At 58.7% G+C, this 15459-nt stretch carries 12 protein-coding genes; 5 read left to right on the plus strand and 7 right to left on the minus strand.

Annotated elements, in window-relative coordinates; all coding sequences use genetic code 11:
• Positions 1-10: 10 nt before the first annotated feature.
• Entirely contained in the window at positions 11-1516 is a 1506-nt protein-coding gene (locus VF694_RS13260) for an indolepyruvate oxidoreductase subunit beta family protein (protein ID WP_003800690.1), read from the minus strand.
• A 23-nt stretch (positions 1517-1539) separates the two neighbouring features.
• On the minus strand, positions 1540-3750 hold the full coding sequence (locus tag VF694_RS13265; RefSeq protein WP_003800693.1) for an indolepyruvate ferredoxin oxidoreductase subunit alpha: 2211 nt from the start codon (positions 3748-3750) through the stop codon (positions 1540-1542).
• Positions 3751-4000: 250 nt separating this feature from the next.
• On the opposite strand from VF694_RS13265, the gene VF694_RS13270 reads away from it, so the two are divergent.
• Entirely contained in the window at positions 4001-4459 is a 459-nt protein-coding gene (locus tag VF694_RS13270) for a MarR family winged helix-turn-helix transcriptional regulator (RefSeq protein WP_003800695.1), read from the plus strand.
• Positions 4460-4678: 219 nt separating this feature from the next.
• Here the strand turns inward: VF694_RS13270 and VF694_RS13275 are convergent, their stop codons facing one another.
• A complete protein-coding gene (locus VF694_RS13275) occupies positions 4679-5662 on the minus strand; it encodes a Bug family tripartite tricarboxylate transporter substrate binding protein (RefSeq protein ID WP_003800697.1) in 984 nt (327 codons plus the stop codon).
• A gap of 64 nt (positions 5663-5726) precedes the next feature.
• Positions 5727-7322, minus strand: coding sequence for a sulfatase-like hydrolase/transferase (locus VF694_RS13280; protein ID WP_003800699.1), 1596 nt, complete (start codon positions 7320-7322; stop codon positions 5727-5729).
• Between the two features lie 252 nt (positions 7323-7574).
• On the opposite strand from VF694_RS13280, the gene VF694_RS13285 reads away from it, so the two are divergent.
• On the plus strand, positions 7575-8315 hold the full coding sequence (locus VF694_RS13285) for an IclR family transcriptional regulator (RefSeq protein WP_039943129.1): 741 nt from the start codon (positions 7575-7577) through the stop codon (positions 8313-8315).
• Between the two features lie 32 nt (positions 8316-8347).
• Here VF694_RS13285 and VF694_RS13290 read toward each other — a convergent pair whose 3' ends face one another.
• Positions 8348-9307: a 5'-nucleotidase gene (locus VF694_RS13290; RefSeq protein ID WP_003800704.1), complete on the minus strand. Its 960-nt coding sequence runs from the start codon at positions 9305-9307 to the stop codon at positions 8348-8350.
• Between the two features lie 124 nt (positions 9308-9431).
• Here VF694_RS13290 and VF694_RS13295 point away from each other — a divergent pair, with 124 nt between their 5' ends.
• The 3 genes from VF694_RS13295 to VF694_RS13305 all read left to right on the plus strand — a co-directional run bounded on the left by VF694_RS13295 (position 9432) and on the right by VF694_RS13305 (position 12932).
• Entirely contained in the window at positions 9432-10133 is a 702-nt protein-coding gene (locus VF694_RS13295) for a glutathione S-transferase N-terminal domain-containing protein (protein ID WP_039943130.1), read from the plus strand.
• 84 nt (positions 10134-10217) lie between these two features.
• Positions 10218-11732 (plus strand): MFS transporter, encoded by a 1515-nt coding sequence (locus VF694_RS13300; RefSeq protein WP_003800708.1) that lies wholly within the window; start codon positions 10218-10220, stop codon positions 11730-11732.
• A gap of 222 nt (positions 11733-11954) precedes the next feature.
• Positions 11955-12932 carry a tripartite tricarboxylate transporter substrate binding protein BugD gene (locus tag VF694_RS13305; protein ID WP_003800710.1) on the plus strand — a complete coding sequence of 326 codons (978 nt, stop codon included), beginning with the start codon at positions 11955-11957 and terminating at the stop codon, positions 12930-12932.
• 213 nt (positions 12933-13145) lie between these two features.
• Here the strand turns inward: VF694_RS13305 and VF694_RS13310 are convergent, their stop codons facing one another.
• Both VF694_RS13310 and VF694_RS13315 read right to left on the minus strand, forming a co-directional pair.
• Positions 13146-14387, minus strand: coding sequence for a CobW family GTP-binding protein (locus tag VF694_RS13310; protein ID WP_440164586.1), 1242 nt, complete (start codon positions 14385-14387; stop codon positions 13146-13148).
• Positions 14388-14421: 34 nt separating this feature from the next.
• Complete coding sequence (locus tag VF694_RS13315) at positions 14422-15348, minus strand: DMT family transporter (RefSeq protein ID WP_039943168.1); 927 nt, start codon at positions 15346-15348, stop codon at positions 14422-14424.
• Between the last annotated feature and the right edge of the window lie 111 nt (positions 15349-15459).

Genomic DNA, 15459 nt, shown 5'->3' on the forward strand with positions numbered 1-15459 from the left:
GGTGAACCCTTTACACCAGGGCGTACTGGCGCAATGTGGCCTCTAGCTTGGAGCCATGCTCGTCGGCCAAGGCCGCATCGCGCAAGGCGCCCAGCATGGCTGGCGACAAGGTGCTGGGGTTGCGCTCCAGTGCCGACATCACGGTCTGGTAGTTGCGCAGCCCGCGAGCATGCGTATCGCCGTAGCCCTTGACCAGACGCTGACATTGGGCAATTTCCAAAGCCAGGGCCGGGTGAGCATCGGCCGCCTGCTCAATCTGCTTTAACCAGCTTTCAATGCGCTGTTGCTCGGCCTGGTAACGCAGCGTGCGACGACGCCAGCGTTTAAAGCCCGACAACAGATACAAAGGAATAAAGCCGCGCACCGAGCTGGTTTGAATGACACGTCCGGACTTGGTCAGCGATTTCACCAGTTTGTTGCCCCAGGTAGGACGCATCAGCCAGCGGCCAACACTGGCAAACGGCAGGATTTCGCTGATCTCTTCCACACGCGGATGCATGTATTCATTGATCGCCACGATCTGGCCATCGGCAGCACGCACTTCCTTGTGGACGCGGTCAAAACGACTGGCACGGGTTTTCAGCTCGGCCACGCGAATGGCATCTTCGTAAGACATCCACAAGGCCAGATACCGACCCGTTTCACGCACCAGGGCCACGTCATCCGGACGTGCGAAGCGGCTGATCTTTTTCAGGCGGTCCAGGTACAAATTGGCGTAATCCACATCCTGGAAATCCAGAACACGGCGCACCCCTTCCACCACGATGGGCTGGGCCTGCTCAGGCACTTCGGCACGAACACGGTCAATCAGCTTGGCAACAGCTGGGTCACGCGGAGCCAGCGTTGCCATATCAACCGGTTTGTTATCCGACTCGGCCTTGCCGGCATCACCTTCGGCCACACGAGCGTAAGCAGCGCCAAAAGCCTTCAGGCTGGGCTTGACGCCCACGCCACCGCGCTCAATTGTCTGCTCGAACTGGGTGCGGCTAAAGGGCAGCACACCCGTACTGGCCAAGGCACCAAACAGCACGGCGGAAATCACGCTGCCCGAGTCCTCGGCCGCTTTTTCCATATTGAAATACACAAAACGCTTGGCAGCCTGCGTGGCGTGCGCAATCAGCGCATTGTCATCCACCCGGCCATCGCCCATGGCCGATTTTTCGGCAATGGAGTAGACACGGTGCGTAGAGGCAATCAATGTGGTGCGGTCTTCGGTGACCAGGCCGCGCTGCACGGCGCGACCCGCTTCCATCAGCTCGGATGCCAGGACCACGTCCACATCGCCGGGCATGGGCATCAAGGCCAGCACCGGCCTCTTGCCATCAGGTGCGGCCGAGTGCGGAAACAGCTCCACATAATAAATCGTGGCACCGGTACGCTGGGCCACGCCCGGCACCGAGGTGGTTTGTGCAAAGTAGCCGTTTTGTTCGCCCAGGTTGACGATCCAGTCGGCCAGCACGCCGCCGCCTTCGCCACCCATGGCCAAAATAGCAATCTTGATTGGTTTGATCTGCATGATAAGAATCTCTACGGGTGTGCTTAGAAGGCCAGACGATCACGACGGGCAGCGTCACGACGCTGCAACCAGCCAATAAAGCCACGGCGGGTTTTTTCGCGGAACTTGTCCCAGCCAGTCGGGTTGCTGACGACTTGAGCCCGGTAGAACGAGGGGCACAGAATCGCCGCGTGGGAAACCTCACCACACAGACCGCAACCCACACAGCTGTTCATCACATTGGCCACCGGGTCCTGACGCAGAGCGTCCGGGTTGGGGCGAATCGACAGCGACGGACAACCGGACAGACGGATGCAGGAGTGATCGCCGGTACAGGTGTCCGGGTCCACGCCAAAGCGCTCGCGCACCACGCGCTCACCTGCCGCCACTGCCTTGCGGACCTGGCCTTTTTCGCGACGCTGACGGTTCAACATACATTCGCTTTGCGCCACCAGCACCTTGGGACCTTTTTCCTTGGTCGTCAGGGCCTCACGCAAAGTGGCCGTCATGGTCTTCAGATCGTAGGTGCGACGGATCATGCGCAGCCATTCCACACCCACGCCACGCGCGGCTTTCTCGATCAGGTGACCGGTACTGCGCGTTTCGTTCTTGGCCTTGGAGGACAGGATGTCCTGACCGCCCGTGGCGGCGGTGTAGCTGTTGTCGATCACAATGGTCAGGTTGTCACTGCGGTTAAATACCGCATTGGCAATACCACTGGTCAGACCGTTGTGCCAGAAACCGCCGTCACCCATGACCGAGATGGCGCGCTTGTCGGACTCCACGTTCAAGGCTGCCGAACCGGCGCCGCCCAGACCGTAGCCCATGGTGGTGTTACCCAGATTGAAGGGCGGCAAAATGGAGAACAGGTGACAGCCAATGTCGGCAGAGACGTGGTGTTCGCCCAGTTCGCGCTCCACCAGTTTCAACGCGGTAAAGATAGGACGCTCGGGACAGCCAGTACAAAACCCGGGAGGACGGGCATGAACGTTTTCGTCCAGGCTGCCCAACGGTTTGACTTCGGCGGCTTCCACGTCCACCAGGCTGGCTTGTTCCGCTTTTGGACGCTCCACCGTCTCGACTTTCATCGGGATCACACGTGGTTTGCGAGGAGCCAGAGGCTCGACGCGGCCATATTTTTCCATGAAAGCGCGCAGGCCTTTGAGCATGGTGGCGGTGTTGTATTCACCGGCCAGTGGCAGCAGGTCCTTGCCGTGCAGGGTGACGTCCACATTGTGGCGACGCACGATGTCGGAAATGTTCTGTTCCACAAAGTTGGGCTGACCCTCTTCCAGCACCAGCACCGCACGTTTGCCTTCGCAGAAACGGACGATTTCGGACTCGATCAGCGGGTAGGCCACGTTCATCACGTACATGGGCACTTTGGATTCGCCAAACACATCGGCCAGATCCAGGTGTTCCAAAGCGCGGATCACGGTGTTGTAGCCACCGCCCTGAACGATCAGACCCACATCGTCGGTGCCATCAGCAAAGAATTCATTGAGCTGACGCTCTTCGATGAACTTGACGGCGTTCGGCCAGCGCTGTTCGATCTTTTCTTTTTCATGCAGGAAGCTGGCAGGCGGCAACACAATGCGATTGATGTCGCGTGTGGGCTGCTCCATGGCTTCTTTAATGGTGAATTTGGCGCGGCGGTTGTCCGAGGCCACAAACTGACCATGCACGTGGCAGGCGCGAATGCGCAGCTGCAACATGACAGGGGTGTTGGACGCTTCGGACAAATCAAAACCGTCTTTGACCGCTTGCACAATACAGGGCAGGTTAGGACGCGGGTCCAGCATCCACATTTGCGACTTCATGGCAAAAGCGTGACTGCGCTCTTGCATGATGGAAGAGCCTTCGCCGTAGTCTTCGCCCACGATGATCAGCGCACCGCCCTTGACCCCACCCGAGGCCAGGTTGGCCAACGCGTCAGAGGCCACGTTGGTGCCTACCGTCGCCTTGAAGGTGATGGCGCCACGCAGCGGGTAGTTGACCGACGCAGCCAGTGTGGCCGCCGCGGTCGCCTCGCTGGCGCTGTTTTCAAAACGGATTCCGTTCTCTTGCAAGATGTCCTGGGCATCGGCCAGCACGTCCATCAAGTGCGAGATAGGCGCACCCTGGTAACCGGCCACATAGGACACGCCCGATTCCAGCAGGGCCTTGGTCACCGCCAAGATGCCTTCGCCACTGAATACGTCTCCATCCCCCAGGCGCAGCTTTTTGACTTCTTCGACAAATGATCGCTCAGCCATTTTCTTTCCTTACTTACCGCGTATTGTGAACATGGTATTTATTTTCATCGGAATATGTTTATATCTCAACATATCCATTCTCATGGTTTTCCCTAGTAAAGACGCCAAATTATTTGCGACACGCGAACGGACAGCTTGGTTATAGTGAGCCCTGTTGCCGCCGCGCGGGGTCTTCAGGCCTGACCATCTGCTCGGGCCCACGCCCCTGCAGATTCGCGGCACCCACTAGCCTGTAATGACAATAAGCACCATGAGCCCCACCGAACACGACACCGTCTTTGTCGAAAATTACCTGCCCGCCCTGTTGGCCCAGGCCAGCCAGCTGATCTCTGCCGAATTCCACGAAGTGGTGCTGAGCAACGGTTTGTCCATTTCCGAATGGCGTGTCCTGTCCACCCTGTCCGGCGCGGGCGAGGTCAGTATTGGGCACCTGGCGCGCATTGCGACCACCAAGCAACCAACTGTCACCCGTTTGCTGGATCGACTGGAAAAACAAGGTTTATTGCGCCGCGTAGCCCACGATGTGGATCGTCGCATCACGCTGGTGCGCATTACCGAAGAAGGGCAGACCCTGATCTCCGGCCTGATTGCCAAGGCCCGCCTGCACGAGCAGGAGGTCGTCCAGCGCCTGCAACCCCTGGACGTCAATGCCCTCAAGGCCACCTTGCGACGCCTGATTTCCGAGCAGCACGACTATAACGAGCAGTAAAACGCAGCACGACCGCGCACACTATCGGTTCTAACCCTGCTGCCTGGGGATCTGGATGGTCCAGCCAGGAGTGGGAGAGAGAGACGGCCAGCATTCAGAAACACCACCCACACACCGCTCAGGCGATGTGTGGGTGGTGTTTTTTGTTGACGCAGTCCTGCCGGTTCCAACGCCCCCGGCCGACCGCTTGCCGGCACAGGGCGCTACCCGACCCGCCGTTTATTCAGGCTGAATGCCCAGGGTAGGGATCAGCTCGGAATAAACTTTGGAGTCGTTCTGCACACGCTCCAGCGTCTGGGCTGGGGTGGTGTAGAACTGGGCCAGACCACGGTTCTTGAAAGCCGCCTGCATCTCGGGAGTTTTCAGTGCCGCATCCACTTTTTCCTGAATTTCCTTTACCGTCTCATCGGGCGTGGTGCCGGGAGCAAACAGTGCAAACGTAGTGGTAGGGATGCTGTTGGCGTGGCCGCCTGCTTCCTCGACAGTCGGCACGTTTGGCAGCAGCTCGGTCCGTTTGTCTGCACCGACGGCCAGGATCCGGACTTTACCGCCATTCACATGCTGGGATGCCAGAATGCCACCGACCAGCATGGCATCCGTCTCGCCACCCAGAATTGCATTGGTCGCCGGGGCCATGCCTTTGTAGGGAATGTAAGTGAAGTTCACGCCTTCCTCACGGCCCAGCAGGCCCATGCCCAGGTGCGTGACATGCCCACGTCCGCCTGTGCCCACATTGGTATCTCCGTTGGCCTTCTTGGCCTGGGCAATGAATTCCTTGTAATCCTTGGCCGGAAAGTCATTGCGCACCAGCAGATACAGGTTCACACCTGCTACCGTGGTGACCGGCTTCAAGTCTTTTTCCCATTTGTAGGGCAGGTTGCTGTAGAGCAGAGGGTTGGTCGATACCGCCAGACTGTCCACCATCAGCAAGGCCGAACCATCGCCTTTGGCCTTGACCACATTATCGGTGCCAATAATGGCATTGGCGCCCGGGCGGTTTTCAATCACAAAGACTTTGCCCGTGGCCTTGTTCAAATGCACACCCAGATCGCGGGCCAGAATGTCAGGCTCGGTGCCGGGCGGGTAGGGGACCACAATACGTACCTGCTCCGTGCTCGGCCAGGCCGCCTGAGCCATCATCGGCGCCAGAGCGCCTACTCCGGCCAGCAACAGGGCCAGCGTCGTATTTTTAAGCTGTTTCATTGTCCACTCCTTATCGTTATTAATTGCGGCCCGCCACCCACACTGGCAGCCCCCCGCAGCGTATTTACCATCGTCCAATCAAGATGTTCATCATGCGCTCATGCGCATTGGTACGATCTTCTACTGCAGCCCAGCTTTCGCTGGCACGCCCTTTCAGGGTGTCATGCCAGTCCAGCAGGCCTTCTTTCATACGCCGACAAACCGCCGCGTACGCCGGGTCCGCGCCCAGGTCGTGCAGCTCGTCAGGGTCTTGTTTCAAATCGAACAGCTGGGGCCGATAGCCCTGCCAATGTATGTATTTATAGTCACCATCGCGCAGCATCAGCCCCCGGCACTCCTCCACCCCGCGGCCCAGGATCTGACGGGCTTCCCGATACGCGTAGTCCAGACTGGCGACGGTATACTCACGAGCCCAAGCGGATTGACCGTGTAATAGGGGAATCAGGGAGCGGCCTTCCACGCGATGCTCCTGGGCGGGCAGTTGCAAGGCATCCAGAATCGTGGGCGTCACGTCCACACACTCCACAAAGGCATCACTGCCTTGTCCGCGTGTGGCGTTCGCCGACGCCCGGGGATCAACCACGATCAGCGGCACGCGAATAGCGTTTTCAAAAAAATATTCTTTCTCGCCCAGCCAGTGATCGCCCAGCAAATCACCATGATCCGAGCTGAAAATAATCAGCGTGTCTTTCAGGCGATCCTGCTGTTCGAGCTGGTCCAGCAAACGGCCGACCTCATCGTCGATCTGCTGGACCAGGCCCATATACACGGGCTTGATCGTGCGCCAGACCTCGTCCTGAGCGAAAGACCGGGACTCTTCATGCTGCTGATAGGCGGCATGGACCGGATGGGCCTGGTGGCGCTCGTGCTCGGCCCGCACTGGCGCACAGGCATCGTGCGCGCCAAAGCGGTCGTGGTAGGGCGCTGGCGCCTTGTACGGCCAATGCGGTTTGATGAAAGACAGGTGCAAGGCCCAGGGCTCTTCACCTTTGGCGGTGATGAAATCCATGGCGCGCTGGGTAAAGTAGGCGGTTTCAGAGTCCTGGGCCTTGACCCGTGCCGGCAGGCTGGCATTGCGCATGTACCAGCCAGAGGCAAACTGCCCCTGGGCGTCCTGGCTGCCGATCACATAATCTTCCCAGGGCCGCTCGCTGTCATAGCCCTTGCTGTGCAAATACTGGCGGTACTCACTATCGGGGCCCATCTCGAAGTGACCGTCATAGCGCTCGATGGCCGTAAACCCCCCTTGCCAGAAGCGCTCGGCTCCCTCGGGCTGGACCTGAAAGCGCCCGGCACGGGCGCCAGCCGGGTCCGGCACATGATGGGTCTTGCCCAGCAGATGGCAATCCCGTCCGGACTGGGCCAGATAATCGCCCAGATACAGCTCATCGATAGGGTGAGGAACGCGATTCCAGGTAACCCGGTGCGACAAGGGGTAGCGGCCGGTGTAATACGAAGCCCGTGCGGGGCCACAGACGGCCGAGTTCACATAGGCGCGATCAAAGCGCATCCCCATCGCCGCCAAACGATCCAGATTGGGCGTCTTTAATGCACCGCCGGGGGCATAACAGGACAGGTGATCCGCGCGTAACTGGTCACACATGATGAACAGTACATTCTTGATTTCCAACGACACCTGACTGGGCTGAGCCTGATCCATGTCCGCCTCTAAAAACCGATGCCGGGCCCGTGTCGTGCCCAGCGTCACAAAAAGGGTAGGCCATGTGTAAGCAAATGCATAACAGACCCGCTTGTTCTCCAGATTATTACCGCAGTCTGAGAAAAATTTCCGAATAATGTGATGGTTTAGGTATAAACCAGTAGAAGGGGGACTTGCCCGATGTTGCGCCCCACTGACAGGCCGCCGCGTGGTTAGAATAGAGAACCAACAACTCCATTTTGACGAGGGCACATGAATAGTCTAAGACGCATGTTGCAAATTCTGGACTTGTACGGTGCACACACGCCGGTGCTGGATGTGGAGACCATCTGCACCCGCCTGAGCTATCCTCCCGCCACCACCTATCGCTATCTGAAAGAGCTATGCAATAGCGGCCTGTTGATTCGCAGCCCAGAAGGCTACGCACCTGGGCCACGGTTTATTGAAATGGATTTGCTGATCCGCGAATTTGATCCGCTGGTCAGCCGCTGTCGCCCTCTGTTGCGATCTCTGGTTGAGCAAACCGGGCTGGATGTCCTGATTGGCCAGCAATATGGCGAACGCATTCTGACCACCCACCAGGAAACAGGGCCCGAGCGCTTCGAGCTGCTGTTTGGGCGAGGCCGCACGATGGACATGTTCCGCAGCTCCACGGCGCGCATCATCACCGCGTACCTGCCTACCCGTCATCTTCGCCGTTTGTACGAGAAAAACCAGCACCTGGATTATGTACAACGCCTGGGCAAGGACTGGCCGGCTTTTTCCGCGCATATGCAGGAGCTGCGTCGCGCCGGCTACTGCATCACCAAAGAACAGATCAATCCGGGCATAGGCGGGATTTCTGCACCCATTTTCGATGATGCCAAGCGTATCTTTGGCAGCCTGACCTTGCTGGGAAGCCTGGAACGCTTTGAGGCAATCAGCCCCGAGGCACTGGCCACCCTGATCCAGCCTGCTGCACGCGCCGTCAGCCGGTCTCTGGCACAGGCCTAAGGCCTCCCTGTCCACCGTGGTTTAAGCTGTTTTCACTCTTTTTCCTGCTCCACCCCGCTGGCCGCTGGGTGATTAACAAACCCGAACGGGATGTGCACGGAGGGAAGAGTCTGCGCAGTAGGAATCAGGTGGGTAGTCTGGTCATCAAAGAAAATATGAGGCTGCAAGACCTCCAGCACCCGCCGCTTTTCAATGCCGCCCAGAAAGAAAGCCTCATTCACCTCGATGCCCCAGCTGCGTATGGTGTTGATCACACGCTCGTGAGCGGGTGCGTTGCGTGCCGTCACAATGGCAATACGCAGACGCGGCACATAGTCGGCATGGTGTTGCTGATGCTGCTGCTCCACTTCCTGAATATGCGCCAGTTTCAGCAAAAAAGCCTGCAAAAGGCCGGGATTATGCGGTTGTTGCACCAAACGCATTTCATGCTCGAAAAAAGCAGGCAAGCCCCCCTGCTGTTGGTAGACGCGCTCGGACTCGTCATCGGCAATCACTCCATCAAAATCAAAGGCCACACGAATCGGCTGATCGTCATAGGCATCCTCGTAAGAGGAGTTCAGGACCTGTCCAGCCGGATACCCTTGCTGCACCGCGCGATGCACGTCCTGCTGATTGGCGGACAGAAACAGGCTGATCGACAAGGGTTGGATATACGGGCTGGGATCGCCTCCTTGCAAAAAAACGGCTCGCGTAATGTCCAGACCATGGTGTCGAATCGAATTCATCACCCGCAGGCCGGTATTGGGATCGTTGCGAGACAGCAGCACCACCTCGACCAAGGGATCGTCGGGGGACAGGTCATTCAAGGCCAGCAAACGCCGGATAAAGGAGAAGGCCACGCCCGGTTTCAGGGGTTCGTGCTCGCGTGCCAGCTGATAGTCGCGATAGGCCGCCTCGCCCTGTTCCTGAAAGACCTGATGGGACTGGCTCAGATCAAACAGGGCGCTGGAGGCCAGCCCGATCACCAGCCGTTTTTCCAGGTCATAAGCCATGGTTTGCTCCGCAAGTGCGCAAAAAAACCAGCATACCAAAACACGAGGCAGGATCTGGCACTACCCAAGCAGAACAAAGCCTACTAAAGTGCAAGCACTATCCGCTTTGCGACACTGTGCCACCATGCCAACCACCAAACACTACACCCTTGTCCTGGGCAATCCCCACTACTCATCCTGGTCACTGCGTCCCTGGCTGCTGATGAGCTACCTGGGCATGGACTTTGATGTGCGCTGGTTCAATTTCGGGCCCGCCTTCAGTACCCTGGCCTTTCACGAAATGGCCCCTGCCGGACACGTACCCGTGCTGCACACGCGCGGGCAAATCATTTGGGACAGCCTGGCTATTGTCGAGTATCTGGCCGAACAGCATCCCGGCGTCTGGCCCATTGACCCGATTGCCCGGGCCTGGGCACGCAGTGCCAGTGCGGAAATGCATGCCAACTTTTCTTCCCTGCGCACCCTATGCCCCTTTGCCGTGGCACTGCGCGCCCAGCATCACCGACAGGACATGCGTCTGCACGGCGAGCTTGAACGCCTGCAAACCCTCTGGCAAGAAGGTCTGAACCGCTTTGGGGGGCCTTTCCTGGGCGGCGAACGATTCAGCGCCGTCGATGCCTTTTATGCCCCTGTGGTGTTCCGTCTGCAAACCTATGGTCTGAAACTGAACCCCGCCTGCCAACGCTATGCGGACAGCCTGCTCGCCCTGCCAGCCATGCAGCACTGGCACCAGATGGCCTGTGAGGACAGCTGGCGCGACCCGGATCATGAGGCCGAAGTGTTGCATGTGGCCGATATACATCTGGATTTACGCCAGCCAGCCTAGTGTCAGCGAATAGCCATGTCAGCGCAGGCCTGAAAGAGTATCCTTGATGGTCCCGAATGATTTCGCTGGCAAGGATTACGCTGCATGGGCGACACGTACTTTCGCACGACACACTACCATTTCACCGAGCTGGACCCTCAGGCGCAGGACGCCTATACGGACTCGCTGTCTCAACAGGCACGGGCCAAGGCGGCCTGCCTGCGCTTTGATGTCGTACGCAAGGACCAGCCGCCGGGACAATGGGTGTTGTATGAAAGCTGGCAAGACAGCCAAAGCTGCCGGGACTTTCACGCCAGTGCTGCGGCCCAGACTCTGCAGAAAGCCCGGATCGAGCCGATGCTGAACCCCGCCGCGGCACCGGCTGACCCTTCCCTGGCCGCGCGCCCCGCCCGCAAGAAACGCCAATGGGACCCCTATGTGTGGATCAGTATCGCCATGTGTATCGGCGTGATGGGCACCGCTCTGGCCAGTCCGCTTTACCCGCTGTATCAGGACCGGTGGGACCTGAATGCCAGCCACATCACCCAGTTGTACGTGGCTTATATGGCCGCCGGTCTGACAGGCCTGCTGTTTCTGGGCCGTCTGAGCGACCTGAAAGGCTTTATGCCGGTGCTGCGCACCGGGCTGATTCTGGTCACCAGCGGTGTGACCTTGTCTGCCTTTGCCTGGGACGTGGGCAGTTTCCTGTTCAGCCGCATCATGATCGGGATGGCATCGAGCATGATTGTGACCTCGGCCTCCATCGGCCTGGGGCAATTTAACCGGGGTGGGGATGTACAACGCGCCGCCGCCACCACCTCGCTGATGCTGGCTTTTGGTTTTGGTCTGGGCCCGGTTGTGGGCGGCCTGATTGCACAATGGATACCCAATCCGCTGTTCTCAAGCTATCTTCCCTCCATGGTGCTGGGCATCCTGGCCATCTATGCGCTGTTCCAGATCAAACCCCTTGCCAGCAAGCAGCCCGTTGTGCAGGAAAAAAGCAGCTGGCGCACCTGGATGCCGCGCCTGACACTGCCCGCCACTCATTTGCGTCGTCCCTATCTGATTGGCTGTTTGTCGGCCTGCTGCGCCTTTGCCATGTTCAGCCTGTTTGCTTCCCTGGCACCCAGCTTCATGGAACAAATGGTGCCTTGGCATGGCCCGGCCACCAGCGGTCTGTCTATCGGGATCATCCTGTTTCTGTCCTCAGGCTTTCAGTTGCTGATCCGCCGCTGGCCCGCCAAACGCAGCGTCATTGTGGGCCTGCTGTCCTTCACCCTGGCATGTATCGCCCTGCTGATTAACCTGTGGGCCAGCTCCTCGCTGCTGTTCATTTTGTGCGTGCTGCTGACCGCCTTTGGTCACGGCCTGTGCATGTACGGAGGCATGTCCATCGTGCAGCGCGTCTCGCCCCCTCACCAGCGTGCCGGTCTGACCTCCACTTACCTGATTACCGGCTATCTGGGCGCCATCCTGCCCATTCTGGGACTGGGCTGGCTGGCCGATCACCTGGGCCTGGACCAGGGCTTGATGATCTTTTGCAGCCTGATCGCCCTTGCCGCAACGGCGGTCTCCATCATTGCCTACCTGACGCCTGTTCTGCACAAACCGGCCTCCTGACAGGCCCCCCCGGCAAGCCGTTCCCCCTTAAGAACGGCTTGCCGCGTCTGCTGCCCCCGTATATTCCCCTAGTCCATTTCAGCGCTTTCCTAGGGTTAGACCTTAAAAAGAAACGCGGCGACCCTCAGTAGAATAAAACCCGCTCCTTAACGTTTGGCAGCAACTCGCGAACGTATCCAAGTATCGCCCACAAGAATAAGCAATCCTTATCCAGGAGGCATTATGGCTGTTGCATTAAACAAGCTGTTGGTCAGTCTAGGCGCGGCGTTGGCCTGCTCGGCCGTCGCACAGGCGGCGGACTATCCGGACCACCCCATCAATATGGTGGTGCCGTTTGCCGCAGGCGGCCCGACCGACAACGTGGCCCGCGCCTTGGCCGAGTCCATGCGACCCGTACTGGGCCAGACCATTGTGGTCGAGAACAAGGGCGGGGCGGGCGGCTCCATCGGTACGGCTCAGGTTGCCCGTGCCAAGCCAGATGGCTACAACATCCTGCTGATGCACATCGGCTTTTCCACCGCACCGTCGCTTTACAAAAAGCCCGGCTATGACGCCATCAACGGCATGTCTCCCATTGGTCTTGTGGTGGACGTACCCATGACCATCATTGCCCGTGAGGACTTCCCCCCCAATAACATCCAGGAACTGGTGCAGTACCTGAAGGACAACCAGGACAAGGTCTCCCTGGCCAATGCCGGAATTGGCGCAGCCAGCCACCTGTGCGGCACCATGTTCACCGAAGCACTGGGTATCGATCTGCTGACCGTGCCCTACAAAGGCACGGCCCCCGCCATTGCGGACCTGATGGGCAAGCAGGTGGACATCATGTGTGACCAGACCACCAACACCACTCAGCAAATCAAGTCAGGCAAGGTCAAGGTATATGCCGTCACCAGCCGTGAGCGGGTCCCCACATTCCCCGATGTCCCCACCATGCAGGAGTCAGGCTTCAAAGACTTTGAAGTCGGCATCTGGCACGGCATGTGGGCTCCCAAAGACACGCCCCAGCCTGTAGTCGACACCTTGGTAAAGGCCCTGCAGGCAGGTCTGGCCGACGAGGATTTCAAAAAGCGCATGGCCACCCTGGGTGCCACCGTCATGCAAAACGAGGCCAACCCGGCAGCCCTGCAAGCCAAGGTAGAGCAACAAGTGCCCCAATGGGCTGAGTTGTTCAAGAAAGTGGGCGTGGAGCCCCAATAAAATCGCTTAGCCCAAAGGCTTTTGAAAAGGACGCTTAGGCGTCCTTTTTTTCGGCTTGAGGAACGGTCTATCATAGCGGTGGATAGCCTGTTCGGATGAGAAAGAGGCAATGCGCCCTCAGGCTCCTGGCGATTCAAGAAACGCCGATCAAGAAAGGCTCGGACTTAACGACTAAAGGACATCCGGCCAAGAGAGGCTCGGACTCATCGAGTCTTAATCCGTCTTTCGAACCGCAGCATCCAGTTCCTGCAATCGCGCCCAAAGCTCCTGAAAATCCAGATCCTGCGTGATCAATACCATGCGCCCTTGCTGATCCGGCCAAGGCCAGTGAGGCACGGTCTGCCAAGGGTAGGACTGATGCTGCACGGCATGAATCACCTGTGGCTGGTCCATGCCTTGTACGGGCAGAACCGCCTTCAGGCGGAGGAGACGAGGGCCCGCCCATTGGCACAGATTCGACAGCCAGGATTGCAGCGTGTCGGCAGGCAAAGGCTGGGGGAACAGAGCGCTTAACGAATAGATGGAGTCTCCATGGCGGGAGGTATCCGGCATACTGACCGCCGACGTTCCTGGACGCTCTCCCTGCGGGTGAGCAGACTCAGAACTGTTGCTGTTGCCAGCCAGGGTGCCCGTGCCGTGGCCATGGCTATGGCTATGGCTATGGCTATGGCTATGGCTATGCACATGATCGTGATCGTGATCGTGATCGTGATCGTGATCGTGATCGTGATCGTGATCGTGATCGTGATCGTGATCGTGATCGCCAGTATCTTGCCCCAGCACCTCAAAAGCCTCCAGGCTCCAGGCCCGTCCTTGTCCGACTTGCTCGCCCAAGCCTAACAGGCTGGGCGCAACAGGCTGCCCGGCCCTCAGGATCTGCTGTTGCGCCAAAGGATTCAAGCCACGTACATATTCACGCAGCGCCGTTTCAGTCCCTGCATCCACCCGGTCACGCTTGCTAAACAGCAGCAGGTCGGCCACGGCCACCTGTCGCTGTGCCTCGGCATGGCGCGCCAGCGTTTCCAGTCCATGCTCCAAATCCACCACCGTCGCCACACCCGCCAGGCTGTACTTGCCCGCCAATTGTGGATCACTTAACAAGGTGTGCAAGATGGGTGCGGGATTGGCCAGCCCGGTCGTCTCAATCAGCACCCGTCGAAACTGCCGCTGACCTGCCCGCGAAAAACGCCAGGTAATGTCGCGCAAGGTCTGCACCAGATCACGCCGTATGGTGCAGCACAGGCAACCGCTGCCCATGGCCTCGATCACGTTTTCCTGGCTGTGCGCCACCAGATGATGGTCCAGCGCCGTCTGCCCAAACTCATTGATGATGACCAGGGTGTCGGCCATCTGTGCTTCTTGCAAAGCACGATTGATCAGAGTCGTTTTCCCGCTGCCCAGAAAACCGGTCAACAGTGTGACGGGGATGGGCGCGGATTGAACACCCGTTTTCATAGTCCTGCTGCCTGTAAAAAGTAAGCACTCATGGTCAACGGACGCGTTGGCGCAACTGCATGATCCAGCCATACGCACTGACCAGCGTAATGCCCATCAGCACCAGCAAGGCTCCAGTGACAAAGCGGGGTTCGATCGCTTCACCCAGCAAAAACGCCCCGAACAGAACACCGAACAAAGGGGTGGCGAAGGAAAAGACCCCCAGACGCGACGCCTGATAGTTACGCAGCAACCAGAACCAGACCAGAAAGCTCAAGAACGCCACCACGACGGACTGAAACACCAGGCTGGCGACCAGCAAGCCTGACCATTGAATCTCGGTTTGTCCGGTCACGGCAGCAGCTACCATCAGAATGACAAAAGCGCTGAACAGCTGATAGAGCAAGGCTTCCGAAGGCGGGACGGCAGACAGGCGCGTGCTACGGATCAGCACGGTGGTAAAGCCCCATAAGGCCCCCGCCGCCAAGGCCATCAAATCGCCTATCAGCATGCGCCCCACATCGGCGCCGTCGGGGCTGCCCGGCCCCAGAAAAGTAATCGCAATACCCGCCACCGCCAGCCCGATCCCCACCCATTGCAGGCGCGCCAGCCGCTCAGAGGGCAAAAGCAGGTGCAGGCCCAGGGCTGCAAACACCGGTGCCGTGTACAGAAACACCACCACATGCGCGGCCGAAGTAAAACGCAAGCTCTCGCCCAGCAGCAAATACTCCAGCGCAAACAACAGGCCGGCCATCAGTCCCGGTTTCCAGGCCCCTTCAGTAAAAGCCAATTTGTGCGTGCGCACCAGAACCAGCAGGGCCACCAGCACGCAGGCCACGCCCGAGCGCAGGCCAATCTGAAAGACAGGCGCCATGTCATTGGCCGTAGCCTTGAGCAGAATCTGCTGAAAACTCCAGATCAGACACAGGACCAGCATGGCACCACTGGCCAGGGCATCCAGGGGTTTACGTTCATTGCTCATCAGGCAGGGGGACTCGGACAGAAAAAATTGATTATCCGCGAAAAACGGCCGAATCAAAACGGGCCGCCCGCTTCTTTACCCTCGGATAAGCCTTAATTGATATATCAAAAA

This window comes from Alcaligenes sp. Lyrl_28 (assembly GCF_051948705.1).
GTDB classification, from domain to species: Bacteria; Pseudomonadota; Gammaproteobacteria; order Burkholderiales; family Burkholderiaceae_B; genus Alcaligenes; species Alcaligenes ammonioxydans.

Coding starts and splice junctions, on each gene's coding strand:
- VF694_RS13260 (WP_003800690.1), bottom strand. CDS start 1,516: ATGCAGATCAAACCAATCAAGATTGCTATTTTGGCCATGGGTGGCGAA.
- VF694_RS13265 (WP_003800693.1), bottom strand. CDS start 3,750: ATGGCTGAGCGATCATTTGTCGAAGAAGTCAAAAAGCTGCGCCTGGGG.
- VF694_RS13270 (WP_003800695.1), top strand. CDS start 4,001: ATGAGCCCCACCGAACACGACACCGTCTTTGTCGAAAATTACCTGCCC.
- VF694_RS13275 (WP_003800697.1), bottom strand. CDS start 5,662: ATGAAACAGCTTAAAAATACGACGCTGGCCCTGTTGCTGGCCGGAGTA.
- VF694_RS13280 (WP_003800699.1), bottom strand. CDS start 7,322: ATGGATCAGGCTCAGCCCAGTCAGGTGTCGTTGGAAATCAAGAATGTA.
- VF694_RS13285 (WP_039943129.1), top strand. CDS start 7,575: ATGAATAGTCTAAGACGCATGTTGCAAATTCTGGACTTGTACGGTGCA.
- VF694_RS13290 (WP_003800704.1), bottom strand. CDS start 9,307: ATGGCTTATGACCTGGAAAAACGGCTGGTGATCGGGCTGGCCTCCAGC.
- VF694_RS13295 (WP_039943130.1), top strand. CDS start 9,432: ATGCCAACCACCAAACACTACACCCTTGTCCTGGGCAATCCCCACTAC.
- VF694_RS13300 (WP_003800708.1), top strand. CDS start 10,218: ATGGGCGACACGTACTTTCGCACGACACACTACCATTTCACCGAGCTG.
- VF694_RS13305 (WP_003800710.1), top strand. CDS start 11,955: ATGGCTGTTGCATTAAACAAGCTGTTGGTCAGTCTAGGCGCGGCGTTG.
- VF694_RS13310 (WP_440164586.1), bottom strand. CDS start 14,387: ATGAAAACGGGTGTTCAATCCGCGCCCATCCCCGTCACACTGTTGACC.
- VF694_RS13315 (WP_039943168.1), bottom strand. CDS start 15,348: ATGAGCAATGAACGTAAACCCCTGGATGCCCTGGCCAGTGGTGCCATG.